The sequence below is a fragment of the Mucilaginibacter sp. dw_454 genome (assembly GCF_018449775.1).
Taxonomy (GTDB): Bacteria; Bacteroidota; Bacteroidia; order Sphingobacteriales; family Sphingobacteriaceae; genus Mucilaginibacter.
Map to the genome: position 1 here is coordinate 1,356,664 of NZ_JAAVVB010000001.1, position 17,019 is coordinate 1,373,682.

Here is a 17,019-nt window from a genome sequence, read left to right on the forward strand (position 1 = left end):
TAAATTTACTTCATAATAAATAATTTTACCTAGTTGTACGACATGAGAGGATTTTTGATTTTGGCACTGGCTATTTTGTTGATGACATTACAGAGTAAGGCTAAAACCACCAACTGGACTGGTACCGGTAGCGGACTCTTAGGCGGCACCGATGTACATAACTGGTTCAACTTAGCAAATTGGGATAATGGTGTGCCAGCAGCTGGAGATATTGTACAAATTGGAGTAAACGCATATACTGCAGCTAACTATCCAATTATCGATAATAGCACCGTCACAGCCACCGTTTTTAACCCTTCAATAGGAAATTTAATATTCGGCGTTGCTACCACTAATGGTGGACTTGTTGTCAACAGCGGTTATACCTTAACGGTAACAGGTAACATTACAATTGAATACAATAACTCTACTGCAGCTATAAATATCCTTGGCTTAGGCACCATTAATTGTATGGGATCTTTTTTAGCCGGCGACAGCACAGCACCTTCTGCGCCTTCTTTTCTTCTTGGTGCTAACATAACTAATCTTACAACGATAAATCTTGCTTTGCAAAGCTTTATCATTGGCGGCAATCTGACATTTAACACTACATCAGCCACTGGTATTGTTAACAGCAATCCTATAGCAAACGTCAATAATGTACTGCTAAATTTACTTAACGGCACCTTAAGTGTTACCGGAAACATCTCAACAACTAATTCAAATTATGTTAATGATGGCGCATTCACTACAACGGTATTGATAATTACAAAGAGTTTCCCGGCGGTAGCTAATTCGGCGCAGTTGTTGGTTAACCCGGCAGTCAATACAACGGCCGGTACAATATGCACTCTTAGTATTGGCGGTTCAGTAAGCGTAGCCGCCGGTGGGTTTATTGATTTTTACGGGTCAGGTGCGGGCGCGTGTTATACCATATACAATGGCAACATAAGCACTGCCACACAAACCATATACTCTACCACTACATCGAAGCTAGATACTTTACCCAGCCTTTATCAACACCTAACTATCAGCGGCGCGAGCCCTAAAACAGTACAATCCGGCTATGTGGATGTAGGGGGCAATTGGGTGTCGTCGGGCGCTTTTATTGATGCTACCAGTAATAGCGGTACCGTACGTTTCAGAGCAACCGGCGCACAATCATTAACAGACAATGGGTCGCACGGCGGTACCGGGGTTATTTTCAACAACGTGGTATTTCAAGGCACAGGTACTAAAAATATAGCAACCGGTAACTTTGCGGTTGGCAGTACCGGGATTTTGACCATGAGCTCATCAACGTCGTTAACAACCAATGGCCTTTTAACACTCATGTCGACCTCGGCCGGTACAGCTAGCGTAGCGGCAATGCCCCGCACCGCCTCGATAACCGGCAATGTTAAATCACAACGCTTTATTAAGGGCAGCAGCCCCACAGACCTTTCAAAGCGTGGCTATCGTTTAATGTCGTCGCCGGTTTATACGGTTACCAGCGGAGGAGTTAAATATTTTGATTTACGATATTTATTGGATAGCGCCTATGTTTCGGGCGCTGCAGGCGGTGGATTTAATATTACAGGAAACCCAACTTTATATTTATATCGTGAGGATATCTCCACCAGCAGTACCAATTTCACCACCGGCAATTGGAAAGGTATAGCCAATATAAATACCGCCAATGTTATCGGCACACAAACAAGGCTAAATATAACCAACACCGTCGACACTACCTTACAGCTACCCGTGGGCAATGGTTTTCTGTTTTTCTTTAGAGGGAACAAAACTAATAACACCACACAAACCGGCTCGAAAACAGTCGCGCCTTATGACTACCCGGAAGATGTTATTTTTACGCAAACCGGGCAATTAAATACGGGCGCCATTGACGTGACACAATGGTACAGCAGCCCGTCGGGGTTTTCTTTTACATCTGCGTCTAACGTAAACAATTCGGCCATTCGTGGATTTGTGTTTGTTGGCAACCCTTACCCTTCAACGATAAATTTTGAGAAATTTAACAGGCAGGGCACCAATTCGTCGATTTACGGAGGAGGTTTTCCGGCCCCTATTGATACTGTTGGAAAGATCTGGGTATATAACCCAACCAATAAGCAATATGAAACTTATATGCAGTCTAAAACAATATCCACCTCGGCAGATACTATTTCGACGATAAAACCCGGCACTAGCGTAGGTAATGGCGATGCCACTAACATGATAGCCAGCGGCCAGGGCTTTTTCATTAAAGCCAATACCCGGGGCCGCTCATTATCTTTCAGAGAAACCGCAAAAACCGGCACTCAACCGCTATCGACAAATATTAACCATATTATGAGTGCGCCCGCGAATAACATGCAGGCTTTTTCCAGCGCTTCAACAAGCGCGAATTCAACTCCTGCGCTTTCCATGTTAAGTTTTAAACTGGCAAAAGACAGCATTAACACAGATAACGCAGTGTTGGTTTTCAACAATAACACTCCCGCCGCGTTTAGCGATGCTGATGATGCCGAAGACCTGAATGGCAATGGTGCCCAGGTAAGTTTATCGATTATGTCAAGCGATAGTGTTGCAACATCTATCAAACGGATTAAGTTGCCAACTGCCGGCCAGCAACAGATGCGTTTATTAGTAGATGCAACTGCCAGTGGCCGATATCATTTAAACCTGGAAAACATTCAAAACATGCCAAACGCATATGATATATGGCTGATGGATAGTTTCACCAAAGACTCATTAGACTTGAAGCATAACAGCAATTACGATTTTGACATAGATAAAAGTAACGCTGCTACTTTCGGCAGCGGTCGTTTTAGCGTTTTGGTACGGTTAAACCCGGCGGCTATGATGCATACTTTAAGCGTTACTGCAGTCAAAACAATACAGGGTGCACAAGTTAGCTGGCGTACCGAAAACGAGGGCACAACATTTACATTTTCGATCGAGAAAAGTGTAGATGGAAAAAGCTTTAACCAAATTGGTCAGCTTTCATCAAATGGCAGTGGCGATTATGCTTATACAGATATTACACCTGACAAAGGAATTAACTATTACAAAGTTAAGTTGCAAGATTTGGTGCTAAACACCATTAGTTATTCAAGTATTTTGAGTTTAAATTATGCTGAGGCTGTAACAAGTACGTTGGCCGGCAACATCTCCATTTATCCAAACCCAGCCACCACTACAATAAGCATCAAGATGAGTGGTGACGATGTTGAAAACAACTCCTATAGTATCATGATATCAAACAGCTCAGGCAGATTGATTAAGCAGATGAAATCATCAAGCTCATATTTACAAACCAACATATCAGACTTTTTGCCGGGAACTTATGTGATACAAATAGTAAACCTGACAGATAATAAACTACAGGGACAAACCAAGTTTGTTAAGCTGTAAAAAAACAAAAGCGGATTTGTTAAAAAATCCGCTTTATAGAAGCCAGTTTATGAGTGTAACGGCTTTGTTCTTCCGAATAAATACCTTTTTCGTCAATTAAATCGATCTTAACCTTGCCTGAAGCATGAATAATATGCTCGCGGTTAAGCAGCATACCCACATGAGTTATTTTACCTTTCTCATTTTCAAAGAAAGCCAGATCTCCTACCAGGGCCGACGATAATGATTCGACAAGCTTACCTTGTTCTGCTTGCATACTGGCATCCCGCTTTAACTGATAGCCCTTAAGCTTAAACACCGTCTGTGTAAACCCAGAGCAATCTATGCCAAAATGCGTGCGCCCGCCCCATAAGTAAGGCGAGTTGATGAATGATTTAGCCACCAGGTCAATACTTTCGTTCTGGCCTATCTGCCCAATGATCTCAAATTTCTCTTTTTCGAGGTAGCAAGTAGTACCATTTAAAAACGAAAGCGAGCTTCCGGCAGGCAGGTATAAAACACTGTTATCTTTGATTTTCCAGGCTTGGGTAATTGCTTTATAGGTTAATTTTGGTTGATGTTGTTGTAAATGCTGATAATTTAAATGGCCCAGCATAATAAACTGTAAGCGATTTATCCATCCTTTATAATCATCGGCAGCGGTAACAATTTGGGCCCACCCCTCCTTCCACTCCAAAATCTCAAATGCTTCGCCAAATAAAACCTGCGATACTTGCTCACTACGCTCATTAGGCTCAGCGCGTAAGGGTACAACAGCTAAATTGCAAATTCCGTATTCCATTTTAAGGTTATATGAGCGTGTTTGTACGCAAAGTTTGGTTAAATGTTTCACAATAAAAAAAGGGAACACATTATTCATGTATCCCCTTTTATCAGTAAATATTACTGAGGAAATATTATTCGTTGATATGCAGCCAATCCTTTTTGGCTAACAATTCTTCACGGCTTTCGCGCACATTTTCGTCGTCTACACAGCAATCAACCGGGCAAACAGCGGCACATTGTGGTTCGTCATGAAAACCAACACACTCGGTACATTTATCGGGTACTATATAATAAATATCGTCAGACAAAGCAGCTTGTGTTTCTTCAGCGTTTAAAGTAACACCATCGCCAAAATCAATAACACCTCTTAAACCTGTACCGTCAGAAAAACGCCAGGCTGCACCAGCATCGTAAATAGCATTATTTGGGCACTCTGGTTCGCAGGCCCCACAGTTAATGCATTCGTCGGTGATTATAATAGCCATATTTTTAAAATAATCTTATATTCTCAATTACCTTTGTCTTATTAACAAATTCTTGCAAATATAACAAAAAAAGAAATCGAGAGTTTGATTACTTACCATATATATGTCAAAAATCAAAATAGCACAACTAATCAATACCCTTACCGAGTTGGGCAGGCAACTACAAAATCCTGACCAAGAACTCAATCACCTTATTCAAACCGAACATATCCACAATCCATGGTTCACGCCCGAAAACGTGGAGCAGGCCGTTAAATCCATTGGTCAAAGTTTAAATGAAGCCGACCTGACCACCTGGCTCCATAAATACGATCTCACTAAAAACACATCGCCAAAAAAAATCGGGCTGATACTGGCAGGCAATATCCCTTTAGTTGGTTTTCATGACGTACTGTGTGTTTTGGCTACCGGCAATGAGGCGCTAATTAAGTCATCATCGCAAGATGCCCGCTTAATTAAAGCGGTATTAAACAAGTTAGTTGCTATTGATGGTAGTTTTGCCAACCGCTTTAGTTTTGTTGAACGATTAACAGAATTTGACGCAGTGATAGCTACCGGCAGTAATAATACATCGCGTTATTTTGATTATTATTTTGGCAAAGTACCAAACATCATCAGAAAAAACCGAAACAGCCTGGCGGTGCTTACCGGGGCCGAAACTACCGAAGAGTTGCATCAATTAGGGCATGACATTTTCGATTATTTTGGCTTAGGATGCCGTAACGTATCAAAATTATTATTCCCTAAGGATTATAACATTGCTACTTTTTTTGAAGCAATTGAGTCTTATAATGATATCGGGAATCATAATAAATACGCCAACAATTACGGCTACAATAAATCCATTTACCTTGTAGGCAGCGAACAGCATTTAGATAACGGTTTTTTATTACTAAAAGAGAACGATGCCATCGCATCGCCATTGGCAGTGGTATTTTATAATTACTACGATAATCTTGCCGATGTTGAGCAATTAATTAATACGCAAAGCGAAAACATACAATGTGTTGTTAGCAAAGCGACATTGCAGGTAGATAGTCAGGTTGTTGAAGTTGGGCAAAGTCAGCAACCCAAACTTTGGGATTATGCAGACGGTATAGATACGATGGATTTCCTTACTAAGCTCAAAGCTTAAAGACCAAAGCTAAAAGCTTATTTTGGAAATTGTAAGCGTTTAAGTTTAAAAAAAGATAAATTTGATGCGGTAAACTTTCGGCTTTATGCCTTAAGCTTTCAGCTAACAAAATGTATATTATAAAAGTTAAAGGCGTTGCCAAAATACCTGATTATGTACAGCTTCGCGATGACAAATTTACGCTGTTGGCTTACTTTAGAGTAGATCGCCCTGAAAAGTCATTAGACAAGGTTGGGTTAACAGACAAAGCCGAATATATAATGAACGTTATTAAAGACCTGCCTTTTGGACAGATCTTGAAATTAGATATATAAAACCATGATAGGAAACTCCATTATTAAACTCAATAATGTTGATATATTTCAACAAAAACACCTGGTGCTATCGCACGTTAACCTGCATATAGACAAGGGTGATTTTGTATGGCTTATTGGCCAAACCGGTTCTGGTAAAAGTAGTTTACTAAAAGTTATTTATGGCGATTTGCCTGTTAGATCGGGCACCGGCCATGCCTGCGGTTATGAGCTAGACAGACTTGTTGATAAGGATATTCCGTTTTTGCGTCGCAAGCTAGGGATCGTTTTCCAGGATTTTCAACTATTAACAGATCGTACCATTGAGCAAAATTTACAATTTGTAATGCGCGCCACAGGTTGGACAGACCCTAAGTTAATTGCAGAACGTACATTGGACGTGCTGGAAAAAGTTGGACTGCGTTCAAAACTTAAAAAAATGCCACACGAAATATCAGGCGGCGAGCAGCAACGTGTGGTTATCGCCCGTGCGCTGTTGAATGATCCTGAAATAATACTGGCCGATGAGCCTACCGGTAATCTTGATCCGGATACTTCTGAAGAAATTGTACTGCTGCTGAAACAGATCAGTCAATCGGGCACTGCGGTAGTGGTTGCAACGCACGATTATCACATCATCCGTACTTTCCCATCGCGCATTATTAAATGCGAGAATGGTAAGGTTTTGGAGGATGCGCAGATAGCGTAGGCTATCACCTTTATTGGCAACAAACAGCTGTCAGTGTCAGAGCTGCGGCTTTTATGCCATAACTTCAAGAAAAAAATTATTTCGCTGTCAGCTTGTCGCCTTTGCGGCAATGGCAAGGTACTTGATTGGCACTATTAGCTATGAATTTTAACGATATGTTGAAGAAAAAAAAGACCGAATCTCCGGAAAACGCGGAGGATATAAATAATATTGACAATGAATCTGCTGAAGGAGCACAAACCGCTATCGATGAAAAATCGGCAGAGGACCTTTTGAAAGAAGAATTGTCATTAGCTAATGATAAATACCTGCGCTTGTATGCCGAGTTTGATAACTTTAGACGCCGCACCATCAAAGAGCGTGAAGAAGCCCGCAAAACTGAGGGAAAAGATGTAATTACTGCATTATTACCTGTGCTGGACGATTTTGAACGTGCACTGAAAGCTACCGAGAATGCAACCGAAGTTGCACCGGTAAGAGAGGGCGTTATCCTGATACAAAATAAGTTAAAGAACACGCTTACTCAAAAAGGTTTACAAGCGATGGAATCAATAGGAACCCCGTTTGATGCCGACCTGCACGAAGCCATCACCAACATACCTGCCCCTACCGAAGACTTGAAGGGTAAGGTGATTGATGAAATGGAAAAAGGTTATTATCTTAACGATAAAGTTATCCGCTTTGCTAAGGTAATTGTAGGAGCGTAATTAATTATTGAATGATGGAATGAGTGATTGAGTGAATAAAAATTCGCGTCATTCATTTTCGATATATAGTAAAACTGACAATAGTGATGAGCATCAGTGACATTCACTAATTCTCTCAATCACTAATTCACTCATTAAAATAAAAATGTCAAAAAGAGATTATTATGATGTCCTGGGCGTAGCAAAAGGTGCAGATGCCGACGAGATCAAGAAAGCCTATCGTAAAATGGCCATTAAGTATCACCCGGATAAAAACGAGGGCGATAAAGAGGCTGAAGAAAAATTTAAGGAAGCGGCCGAAGCTTACGAGGTTTTAAGTAATCCGGAAAAACGTCAGCGTTACAACCAGTTTGGCCATGCAGCTAATGCGCATTCTGCAAATAGTGGTGGTGCTGGTTATGGTGGCGCAGGCATGAATATGGAAGACATATTCAGTCAGTTTGGCGACATTTTTGGCGGTGGCAGTCCGTTTGATGGTTTCTTTGGTGGCGGCGGCGGTCGCCAGAGCGGTGGCCGCAGAGTGGCACGTGGCAGCAATTTGCGCATCAAAGTAAAACTGACATTGGAAGAAATTGCCAACGGCACCGAAAAGAAAATAAAGGTTAACAAACAGATCATCTGTAAAACCTGCGACGGCAGTGGCGCTAAGGATAAATCATCTTTCCAAACCTGTAAAACCTGCGGTGGACAGGGCGCCGTTAGGCGTGTAACCAACACCATCCTGGGCCAGATGCAAACTACCAGCACCTGCCCTACCTGTAATGGCGAAGGCAGTGTGATCACCTCTAAATGTAGTGTTTGCCATGGCGACGGCGTTGTACGCGGCGAAGAAACCATCAGCATAAACGTACCTGCCGGTGTAAGCGAAGGCATGCAACTGAGCATGAGCGGAAAGGGTAACGCTGCCCCACGTGGTGGCATGCCAGGCGATCTGATCATTCTGATCGAAGAGATCCCGCATGAAACTTTAAAACGTGACGGTAACAACGTGATTTATGATCTGCACATTACCTTTATTGATGCAGCCTTAGGTACCAGCGTTGAAGTACCGACTATCGACGGTAAAGCCAAGATCAAAATAGATCCCGGAACGCAAGGCGGTAAAATACTGCGCTTAAAAGGCAAAGGTGTACCAGAGGTTAACTCCTATCATCGTGGCGATCAATTGATCCACATCAACATCTGGACGCCAAAAGCACTAAGCAACGAAGAACGTGCGCTGTTAGAGAAACTGCAAAATTCGCCTAACTTTAAGCCCAACCCGGGCAAAAACGAAAAGAGTTTCTTTGAGCGGATGAAAGAATATTTTGAATAAAAGCTGAAAGGCGAAAGCAAAAAGGTTAAAGGCTCATGATTGTAGAATTCTGAGCCTTTTTTGTTTATACGGATTATTTCTTAGGCTGATGCATAATCAACTGATTAATCAAATCCTGCACTTGCTGATGATCTATTTTCTCGGTCAGATACGCCTGCCCTTTACCATTATCATCCCAAGTATTTTTACCGTCAGCAGCAAGTGGTGCCATTTTTCCCGGGTAAAGATCATAATAAGGTTCTGAACCTTTAATGGCGACCAATACAGCGGTTTCATCCCAACTCATGCGGCCACCGGCATCGTCTTTTGATTTCGACATGGCTATACTGAATACATCTTTTACCGGACTGTTTTTAATCGACGCATCGTTTATCAGCGGCAAGCCCACTTTAATCTTCTCTCCTATCTCAAATCCACTATATATTATTGAAATGTCGATGTTTTGAAAAACGTTATTAGCGGCCGGGGCATCCATGATCACGTTAAACTCATTCCCGGATGGAAACCGGCCGGCCATACTTACCAATTGTTTTACCTTTTTCTGAATAAGCTCTTTGCCACTCAGTTTAGAATACTCATCAGCAGATGAATTTAACAAATCAGAGATATTGGTTAAAAAGCCTATGGTTACTATGGTAACGCTATGGTCGGGTTGCGCGGCAAGGATTTTACGGTAAAGCTTGACGGCATCCCAGGCATCGGCATTGGTTTTTATTGTATGCGGATATCTGGCTAGTATAGTATCTGTCCAATGCTGGCCGTCGCGTGCGTTTACGGCCTTTTGTCCGGCTACGCCAATGGGCAGATCGGGGCGTTTAAAGTACGTGTTAAATACATTCAATACTGCAGCGATACCTTCATAACGATTACTTGCCATGGTAGCCAGAATATTGGCTTCTCCTTTATCTGCCAATGCATGTAAAATTGTTATCGCGCCTACATCATCATAATCTGGGCCAATGTCGCTGTCAAAAATAATGTTAACCGGCTTAGTGCGCTTTTGAGCTAAAGCATTCATCGCGAAGCAAAAAGCAACAAGCAGCAAAAACGATCTTATTTTCATAAACGGGATAATTGGCTCATAAACATACCAATTTTGATTAATAAATATTTACTTCGCAGCCACACATTTTAGGTTCGATAACGTTTATAGTTTGGTATTTTTAAGCTGAAAAACATTTAACTAAGCCCAATGAGCAAACGCATCGCCGTGATGGACCTCGGCACCAACACATTCCACCTCTTAATTGCCGAAGGCAGCGCGTCTGATTATGAAGCTCTGGTACACCAACATGATTCGGTAAAACTGGGCGAGGGCGGTATCAACAAAGGGATTATCCAGCAAGCCTCGTACGATCGCGGGATAGCTTCTATGCAGAAGTTTCATACTGAGATCCGCAAGTACAACATTCAAGATGTAAAAGCCATAGCAACCTCGGCATTGCGCAATGCATCTAATGGACAGCAATTTATTGATGACGTAGCTGATAAAACCGGCATCAATATAGAATTGATTGACGGCGAACAGGAAGCAGAATATATTTACAGAGGTGTAAAGTTGGCTGGCGGCATGTCTGGCCAAACAACACTGATTATGGATATTGGTGGCGGCAGCGTCGAGTTTATTTTGGGCAACCAGTATAGCATTCTTTGGAAGCAAAGCTTTGAAATTGGGGCAGCAAGACTGATGGACAAGTTCCATCGTACCGACCCTATCCCACAGGATTCCATCCATGCGCTAAACTCCTATCTTGAAGAACATTTAACAACACTAATTGCCGTGGCCGCAAAATACCCGGTAAGCGCGCTAATTGGCTCATCAGGCGCATTTGAGACTTTTGCCGAATTAACCGAACGCAAAAAAGGCGGCAGTTTCGACCTTCAGCTTAAAAATTACGATTTTGAAACAGACGACTTGCTGACGCTAATTGAAACGTTGATCACATCATCGCACGATGATAGAAAAAATAACGAAGGCATTGTTCCTATCCGTGTGGATATGATTGTGGTTGCATCTTTGATTACGCGCTTTATTATTCAGCGGCTGGGTATTCAAAATGCTTGTATGTCCACTTATTCGTTGAAAGAAGGTGTTTTGGCCGAAATGATGGACTCGCAGTAATAAACGCTTTAAGCAGGCGCCTAATTTTTGTATCTTGCTATCCTTAACTGATACGCATGAAACTCAAACCCCTGTTAGCAGGCACTGCCCTATTGTTCGCTGTTATAGCGCAAGCGCAAAAGAAAGAACACAATACAGATGCTGAAGCATCTAACTATATCCCATCCAATTTATTCGCACCTGCGTTCCATACCGAAAAGGGTAATGAGTTCCATTCGGTTAATGGCGAACCCGGCCCTAAGTACTGGCAAAACCGTGCCGATTACCTGCTCAAAGCCAATATCGATACAGTAAGTAAAACACTATCTGCCACAGAGAATGTTACCTATACCAACAACAGCCCAGACAATTTACAATACCTATGGCTACAACTGGATCAGAACACTTATAAGAAAGACGCACGCTCTAACTTCGTCACCGGTAATCAGCCAAAGGCTGCCGATCATACTACCGGCTATCAATTAGAGTCGGTTAGTATTGTGCTAAACGGCAAAACCGAGATAGCTAACTATGTAGTTACAGATACCCGCATGCAGATCCGCCTGCCAATAGCGCTTGCTGCTTACGGTGGTAAGATCAACCTGCTCATCAAATATCATTATACCATACCTGGTGCATTTGGCAGCCGGACAGACTACACAGACACTAAAAACGGCAAGATCTACGAGATCGCACAGTGGTTCCCGCGCATGTGTGTTTATGACGATTCGCAAGGCTGGGACACCTTACCCTTCTTAGGTAGTGGCGAGTTTTACTGCGAGTATGGCGATATTGACTATAGTGTTACTGTGCCCTCTGATATGATCGTAGCCGGATCTGGCGAATTGGTAAATCCCACTGAGGTGTTAACCGCCAAACAACTGAGCCGCTACAACGCTGCCCATAACAGTGATAAAACCATTATGATCCGCACACCTGAGGAGGTTACACAAGCTTCATCGCGACCGGTAAATAAAGGCACATTGACCTGGCACTTCAAGATGTCTAACACCCGCGATGTGGCATTTGGAGCCTCTAAGGCCTACGTGTGGGACGCAGCAAGGATAAACCTGCCGGGTGGCAAGAAGTCGCTCTCTATGTCTGTTTACCCGGTTGAGAGCGCAGGTACCGACGCATGGGGCAGATCGACTGAGTATTTGAAAGGCGCTATCGAGTACTTCTCGGCCAAATGGTTTACCTACCCTTACCCCTGTGCGGTTAACGAGGCCGGTATTGCCGGTGGCATGGAGTACCCGGGGATATTGTTTGATGGCATTACCGACAAAAGCAAGGAGTTATTCTGGGTAACCGCGCATGAGATTGGCCATAACTGGTTCCCGATGATTGTGGGCAGCAATGAGCGTCGTTACGCCTGGATGGACGAAGGTTTTAATACGTTTATTGATGTATACGCCTCTGATGCCTTTAATAAAGGCGAATATGCCCCTAAACGCGACAGTGAGTACGCGCCGGGCGGTGGTTACCCCGCAGATGAAATCGCACCCATCATCAGCGACCCGGAAGCGCCCACTATTATGACCGCACCTGACGCCATTTCCGAGAAGTATCGCCACCCTATAACTTACTTTAAGCCTGCCTTTGGTTTGATTTTGCTACGTGAGCAGATCATCGGCAAAGAGCGGTTTGATTATGCATTCAAGAACTATATCCATCAATGGGCCTATAAGCATCCACGCCCCGATGACTTCTTCCGCTCTATAGAGAACGGCGCCGGTGAGGACCTGGGCTGGTTTTGGCGCGGTTGGTACTACAATAACTATAGTTTAGACCTGGCTATCACCAAAGCGCATTATGCTAATGGCGGCCCGGAGAATGGCGTTGAAGTCACCATAGTCAATAAAGAACCTATGGCTATGCCATTTACGGTTGAAGTGAAGCTAAAGAATGGCAGCAAGCAACGCATGTACCTGCCGGTTGAAACGTGGTTACAGAACAAGGCAACTACGTTCACTATCAATACCACCAGCGCTGCCGAATCGGTTACGATAGATCCGGACAATGCTTTGCCTGATATGGACAGGAAGAATAACACTTTAAAAGTGGAGTGATGGCCATCGAGTGATCCACGCGAGTGTGTGGATCACTTGGATCACCTTAAAAACACAACCAATTAAAAATCAAAAGATTAAAAGAAAACTATTTTAATAGTTGGATCAGTTTGGATCACTTTTCCTGACTTATGTGTCTTTTTTGGATCACCTGATTTTTTGGGATAGACAATAATTAATCCTGCATTTTCAATAGCGCTTGGTACAACTTCTCAGTTGGTAAGCCAACTACATTGGTGTATGAGCCATTAATCTTTACGATGGACGTTACCCCTAACCATTCCTGGATACCGTACGAGCCGGCTTTGTCCATGGGTTTGTATTTGGTTACGTAGTTAATAATCTCTTCGTCTGTAAGCGTCCTAAAGGTAACATCAGACACATCATAAAAACTATGGTATTGTTGCTTGTAAAACAGGCAAACCCCGGTTATAACCTGGTGCACTTTACCCGACAGCATTTGCAGCATTTCAATAGCATGTTGTTCTGATTCGGGTTTACCCAAAATATGGCCATCAATACTTACAATCGTATCGGCAGTAAGCACTAATTCATCTTCGCTTACCGATTCGTCAAAAGCGGTAGCTTTTTTTTGGGCTATGTAAACCGCAATCTCCTCGGGTGTTAAATTATCAGGGTAAGATTCGTCGACTTCCTTCAATACGATCTTAAAATCAAGATCCATTAACTTTAACAGTTCTTGCCTGCGTGGCGATTTGGAGGCTAATATAATGGGTGGAAAGTTTTTCATTTGATATCAATACGTATACGCCACTAAAATAAGCCGTTTTACCGAGAGCCAAAAGCAAATAACCGGAATTAAAATTCATTATAATTCCTTACTTATAAGTCATTGTTGGACTGATGGATTACAAATAGCTTAGTGTTATGGTAAGCCTAACCTATCGTCACATTTTATTAGTTGTAATCTTACTTTTACCTGCGTTATCTTTCGCCCAAAAGGTATACGACGGGCAGGTTATTAACAAGATAACCGAGGATTGGATACCTAACGTCAACGTATTACTTTTAAAAGAAAAAATCGGTACAGCAACCAACGCACAGGGCTATTTCGAACTATCGTCAGAAAAGCCTTTACCCGATGATACCTTACAGTTTAGCTCCGTCGGTTATAAAACAATTAAATTGCCGGTTTCGGCTTATCAATCGCAAATGTTTATTGCGCTTGAGGCTAGTAACACCCGGCTTAATGAAGTTGATATAACTAATAAAAGGAAACTTAAAAATATTGTATTAGACAAATTTGGCTATGCTGATTTAAAGCCTGTTAGCGCAAGGTTTTATCATCACAGTACCGAAGTGGTTAAAACAACCACGGTCCTGGCAAAATTATTTAAGGCACCTAAAGATAATGTACTCTTATTAAATATCAGCCTTGGGCGACAGGACTTGCCCACTAGTCCAAGCTATTCGGTTCGTAACAAGTTCACCACTTTTCTGCTGCATATTATGACGCAGGACAGCCTGACCCATGCACCGGGCAAGATCATATTTACCAAAACCATATCGCTTACCGACAACGCGTTATGGGTGAACATTGACCTTACTAATGATAAAGTAAGAATTCCGTCCAAAGACTTTTTTATAGCTATTGAATGGCTAATAAATCCCTACAACGAGATCATTGAAGTAAACAGAGCCCCCAAAGTTGCTAAAACAACAAAACGAGGTTTCCAGCTATTGAATGATGTGTCCGAGTATCACATAAGCTATCAACCATTTTTAATAGGTTATGATAATGAAGATGACACCAGGGTGCACGCTTTGTTATACACCAGGATTAATAACCAATGGCAACTGGACAGGCAGATTTATAAAAACGAACTTGCGCTATCGGCAACCATCCAGTATTAACAGCCAGCCATGAAAAATATTTTAACGGCGATAATCTGCCTGCTAACTTTAAGAGTTACTGCTCAGCAAAAAATGAACAAGTTTCAAATAGTAGATAGTTTGAGTGGCAAGCCGGTGCCATCTGCATCAGTAACTTTAGTCAGAGCGAAGCTATCTATCAATACCGAAAAAGATGGCATATTTATCATTCCTGGCGATTTGGCTGTACTGCGCGACACCGTAATATTTTATGCGCAAAACTACAGACCAGAAAAACTGCTGTTAGAGCAATTAAACGGAAGGGATACCATCCGTTTAGCCAGGCATGAAGATGCATCAACTAATACATCAATAAAATATAATGCCGACACGCTGCTTAACGATTACCTGAAAAGAGATATAGTACATTTTGCCGGCGTAAACACTACCACAGCAAAATTTGAATATTTGCAGTTAGCCCAGCAATTTTATGCAAGTAAGCCCGGCGTAGTTTTAAAAAGCGTTAAGCTGAACAGGCTTGCTTTTGCAATGGATACAACAGATTATACCTGGATGCCATCTGTTCACCTGGACAAGGTTAAATTCAGGATGCGCATATACGACATCGATCCAATTACACATGGCCCCGGCCATGACCTTTGCAACAAAACGATAGAGATTAGCAAAATAGTAGGCAGCCAAATAACCGTAGACCTGAAAAAATATAAAATAGTAGTACCGCATAAAACTTTTTTTGTAGCGGTTGAGTGGATGCGCGATTTTTACAATGCAGGTTACAGTGTAAGTGTTGATCAGGAAGGTAAGCAAACACGCGAGCTTAATTATCATCCCCTTATAGGCATAGCAGCAACCACCGGGCCAACGTTAAACATATGGGCACAGAATTTTAAACGGGAATGGAAACCTTATACTTACTTTATGCCCTTTGGCACGGACCTGGCTATGAGTGCGGTGATAGCTTATTAACTACCAGCTATAAGACTCCGCGCTCATCCATTTGTCCTGAACTTTCAGCACTTTTTCAATGATGTCGCGGGCGCAGCCTTTACCGCCACCAAACGGAGATACATATTGGCTAACTGCTTTAATCTCTTCGCAGGCATCGGCAGGGCAAACGGGTAGGCCCACCAATTTCATGACACCCAGATCGGGAATATCATCACCCATGTAAAGCACATTGTTTGGCAGGATATGTTTTGATTCCAGGTAATCTTTAAACTTGCTTACCTTATCGTGTGCACCAATAAACACATCCTTAATACCCAGGCTATTTAAGCGATAGATAGCAGTTTTTGAGCGGCTGCCAGATATGGCACAAACGTTATAACCACATTTAACAGCCAACTGCAAAGCATACCCGTCTTTAATATTAAAAGCGCGGCTTTGCTCGCCGGTTTCTGTTACAAACACAGAGCCGTCGGTCAACACACCGTCTACATCAAAAATAAAGGTGGTAATATCTTTTAACTTGCTTAGAAATGTTTCCATTGGAAGGATTACACCAATTTTAAAGGTAATTACAAAGATTATTATTGATTATCGCGCCACTCATAAACCCAGGCCGATTGGATTTGCTCCAGGTGGCCTTCGGTTGATTGCTCGCGGGTGCCGGCAAAGTTTGGCAGCGTCAGTATCCATTCTAACAGATCTGTAAAACGGATGCGGTATATTTTCGACTCGCCAAAGTCATCACCAAATTTCTCGTAAAGCGACATGGCAATGTCCTCATGATCGTTCCAGTGTATCGGAAGTGCAAATTTATCGTCTGTCATTATTTTTGTTTTACGTTATACGTTTTACGTAGTACGTTATATAAATTTTATAAAAGAAACGTACAACGTATAACGTAGTACGTACAACCTACTAGTGACCCAAAAACTGTGTTTGATCCGGCAATGTGATTTCGATGTTACCATCAATCATAACGCATTGGCAACCCAATCTTGAGTTAATATGCGGATTAACTGCACGGTCAATAAAATCTTCTTCTTTGTCAGATATCTCCTGCACGTTGTCTCCGCCTTTATTCACGTAGATATGGCAGGTACTGCATCCGCAAACGCCTCCACAATTGTGCTGCAGTTCAATGCCATTATCAAGGCAAACATCCAATACAGACTCGCCTTCGGCTATCGGCAGTTCAACCGATTCATGGCCCGCCTCTTCAAAGTTTATCTTTACTTTAAAAATATTCATTTGCGCAAAAGTAAC

Annotated in this window: 17 protein-coding genes; 10 read left to right on the plus strand and 7 right to left on the minus strand. The window is 42.4% G+C overall.

Annotated features, from left to right (window positions below):
- Positions 1–42: 42 nt before the first annotated feature.
- Positions 43–3,375, plus strand: coding sequence for a T9SS type A sorting domain-containing protein (locus HB679_RS06055; RefSeq protein WP_214071033.1), 3,333 nt, complete (start codon positions 43–45; stop codon positions 3,373–3,375).
- 19 nt (positions 3,376–3,394) lie between these two features.
- Here HB679_RS06055 and HB679_RS06060 read toward each other — a convergent pair whose 3' ends face one another.
- Positions 3,395–4,156 carry a C40 family peptidase gene (locus tag HB679_RS06060; protein ID WP_255547539.1) on the minus strand — a complete coding sequence of 254 codons (762 nt, stop codon included), beginning with the start codon at positions 4,154–4,156 and terminating at the stop codon, positions 3,395–3,397.
- Positions 4,157–4,271: 115 nt separating this feature from the next.
- Positions 4,272–4,625 carry a 4Fe-4S dicluster domain-containing protein gene (locus HB679_RS06065; RefSeq protein ID WP_214071035.1) on the minus strand — a complete coding sequence of 118 codons (354 nt, stop codon included), beginning with the start codon at positions 4,623–4,625 and terminating at the stop codon, positions 4,272–4,274.
- Between the two features lie 103 nt (positions 4,626–4,728).
- Here HB679_RS06065 and HB679_RS06070 point away from each other — a divergent pair, with 103 nt between their 5' ends.
- The 5 genes from HB679_RS06070 (at position 4,729) to dnaJ (ending at position 8,784) form a co-directional block, all read left to right on the plus strand.
- On the plus strand, positions 4,729–5,760 hold the full coding sequence (locus HB679_RS06070; protein ID WP_214071036.1) for an acyl-CoA reductase: 1,032 nt from the start codon (positions 4,729–4,731) through the stop codon (positions 5,758–5,760).
- Positions 5,761–5,870: 110 nt separating this feature from the next.
- On the plus strand, positions 5,871–6,074 hold the full coding sequence (locus HB679_RS06075; protein ID WP_214071037.1) for a fructose-6-phosphate aldolase: 204 nt from the start codon (positions 5,871–5,873) through the stop codon (positions 6,072–6,074).
- A 4-nt stretch (positions 6,075–6,078) separates the two neighbouring features.
- Entirely contained in the window at positions 6,079–6,762 is a 684-nt protein-coding gene (locus HB679_RS06080) for an ATP-binding cassette domain-containing protein (protein ID WP_214071038.1), read from the plus strand.
- A 140-nt stretch (positions 6,763–6,902) separates the two neighbouring features.
- Positions 6,903–7,469 (plus strand): nucleotide exchange factor GrpE, encoded by a 567-nt coding sequence (locus HB679_RS06085; protein WP_255547540.1) that lies wholly within the window; start codon positions 6,903–6,905, stop codon positions 7,467–7,469.
- 145 nt (positions 7,470–7,614) lie between these two features.
- Positions 7,615–8,784, plus strand: coding sequence for a molecular chaperone DnaJ (dnaJ, locus tag HB679_RS06090; protein ID WP_214071039.1), 1,170 nt, complete (start codon positions 7,615–7,617; stop codon positions 8,782–8,784).
- A gap of 73 nt (positions 8,785–8,857) precedes the next feature.
- Here dnaJ and HB679_RS06095 read toward each other — a convergent pair whose 3' ends face one another.
- The gene (locus HB679_RS06095) at positions 8,858–9,847 is read right to left on the minus strand and encodes a nucleoside hydrolase (protein ID WP_214071040.1); all 990 of its coding nucleotides are present in this window, start codon (positions 9,845–9,847) and stop codon (positions 8,858–8,860) included.
- A gap of 129 nt (positions 9,848–9,976) precedes the next feature.
- On the opposite strand from HB679_RS06095, the gene HB679_RS06100 reads away from it, so the two are divergent.
- Positions 9,977–10,906, plus strand: a complete 930-nt coding sequence (locus tag HB679_RS06100; RefSeq protein WP_214071041.1) for an exopolyphosphatase — start codon at positions 9,977–9,979, stop codon at positions 10,904–10,906.
- A gap of 56 nt (positions 10,907–10,962) precedes the next feature.
- Positions 10,963–12,954, plus strand: a complete 1,992-nt coding sequence (locus HB679_RS06105) for a M1 family metallopeptidase (protein WP_214071042.1) — start codon at positions 10,963–10,965, stop codon at positions 12,952–12,954.
- 175 nt (positions 12,955–13,129) lie between these two features.
- On the opposite strand, the gene HB679_RS06110 is transcribed toward HB679_RS06105, so the two are convergent.
- Positions 13,130–13,705, minus strand: coding sequence for a Maf family nucleotide pyrophosphatase (locus HB679_RS06110; RefSeq protein ID WP_214071043.1), 576 nt, complete (start codon positions 13,703–13,705; stop codon positions 13,130–13,132).
- A 137-nt stretch (positions 13,706–13,842) separates the two neighbouring features.
- Between HB679_RS06110 and HB679_RS06115 the strand changes: the two genes are divergently transcribed.
- Positions 13,843–14,829 carry a carboxypeptidase-like regulatory domain-containing protein gene (locus tag HB679_RS06115; RefSeq protein WP_214071044.1) on the plus strand — a complete coding sequence of 329 codons (987 nt, stop codon included), beginning with the start codon at positions 13,843–13,845 and terminating at the stop codon, positions 14,827–14,829.
- A 9-nt stretch (positions 14,830–14,838) separates the two neighbouring features.
- The gene (locus HB679_RS06120) at positions 14,839–15,774 is read left to right on the plus strand and encodes a hypothetical protein (RefSeq protein ID WP_214071045.1); all 936 of its coding nucleotides are present in this window, start codon (positions 14,839–14,841) and stop codon (positions 15,772–15,774) included.
- Here HB679_RS06120 and HB679_RS06125 read toward each other — a convergent pair whose 3' ends face one another.
- The 3 genes from HB679_RS06125 to HB679_RS06135 all read right to left on the minus strand — a co-directional run bounded on the left by HB679_RS06125 (position 15,775) and on the right by HB679_RS06135 (position 17,004).
- Positions 15,775–16,296, minus strand: coding sequence for an HAD-IIIA family hydrolase (locus HB679_RS06125; RefSeq protein ID WP_214071046.1), 522 nt, complete (start codon positions 16,294–16,296; stop codon positions 15,775–15,777).
- A gap of 41 nt (positions 16,297–16,337) precedes the next feature.
- Entirely contained in the window at positions 16,338–16,580 is a 243-nt protein-coding gene (gene iscX / locus HB679_RS06130) for a Fe-S cluster assembly protein IscX (RefSeq protein ID WP_214071047.1), read from the minus strand.
- Positions 16,581–16,671: 91 nt separating this feature from the next.
- Positions 16,672–17,004 (minus strand): 2Fe-2S iron-sulfur cluster-binding protein, encoded by a 333-nt coding sequence (locus HB679_RS06135; protein ID WP_214071048.1) that lies wholly within the window; start codon positions 17,002–17,004, stop codon positions 16,672–16,674.
- Between the last annotated feature and the right edge of the window lie 15 nt (positions 17,005–17,019).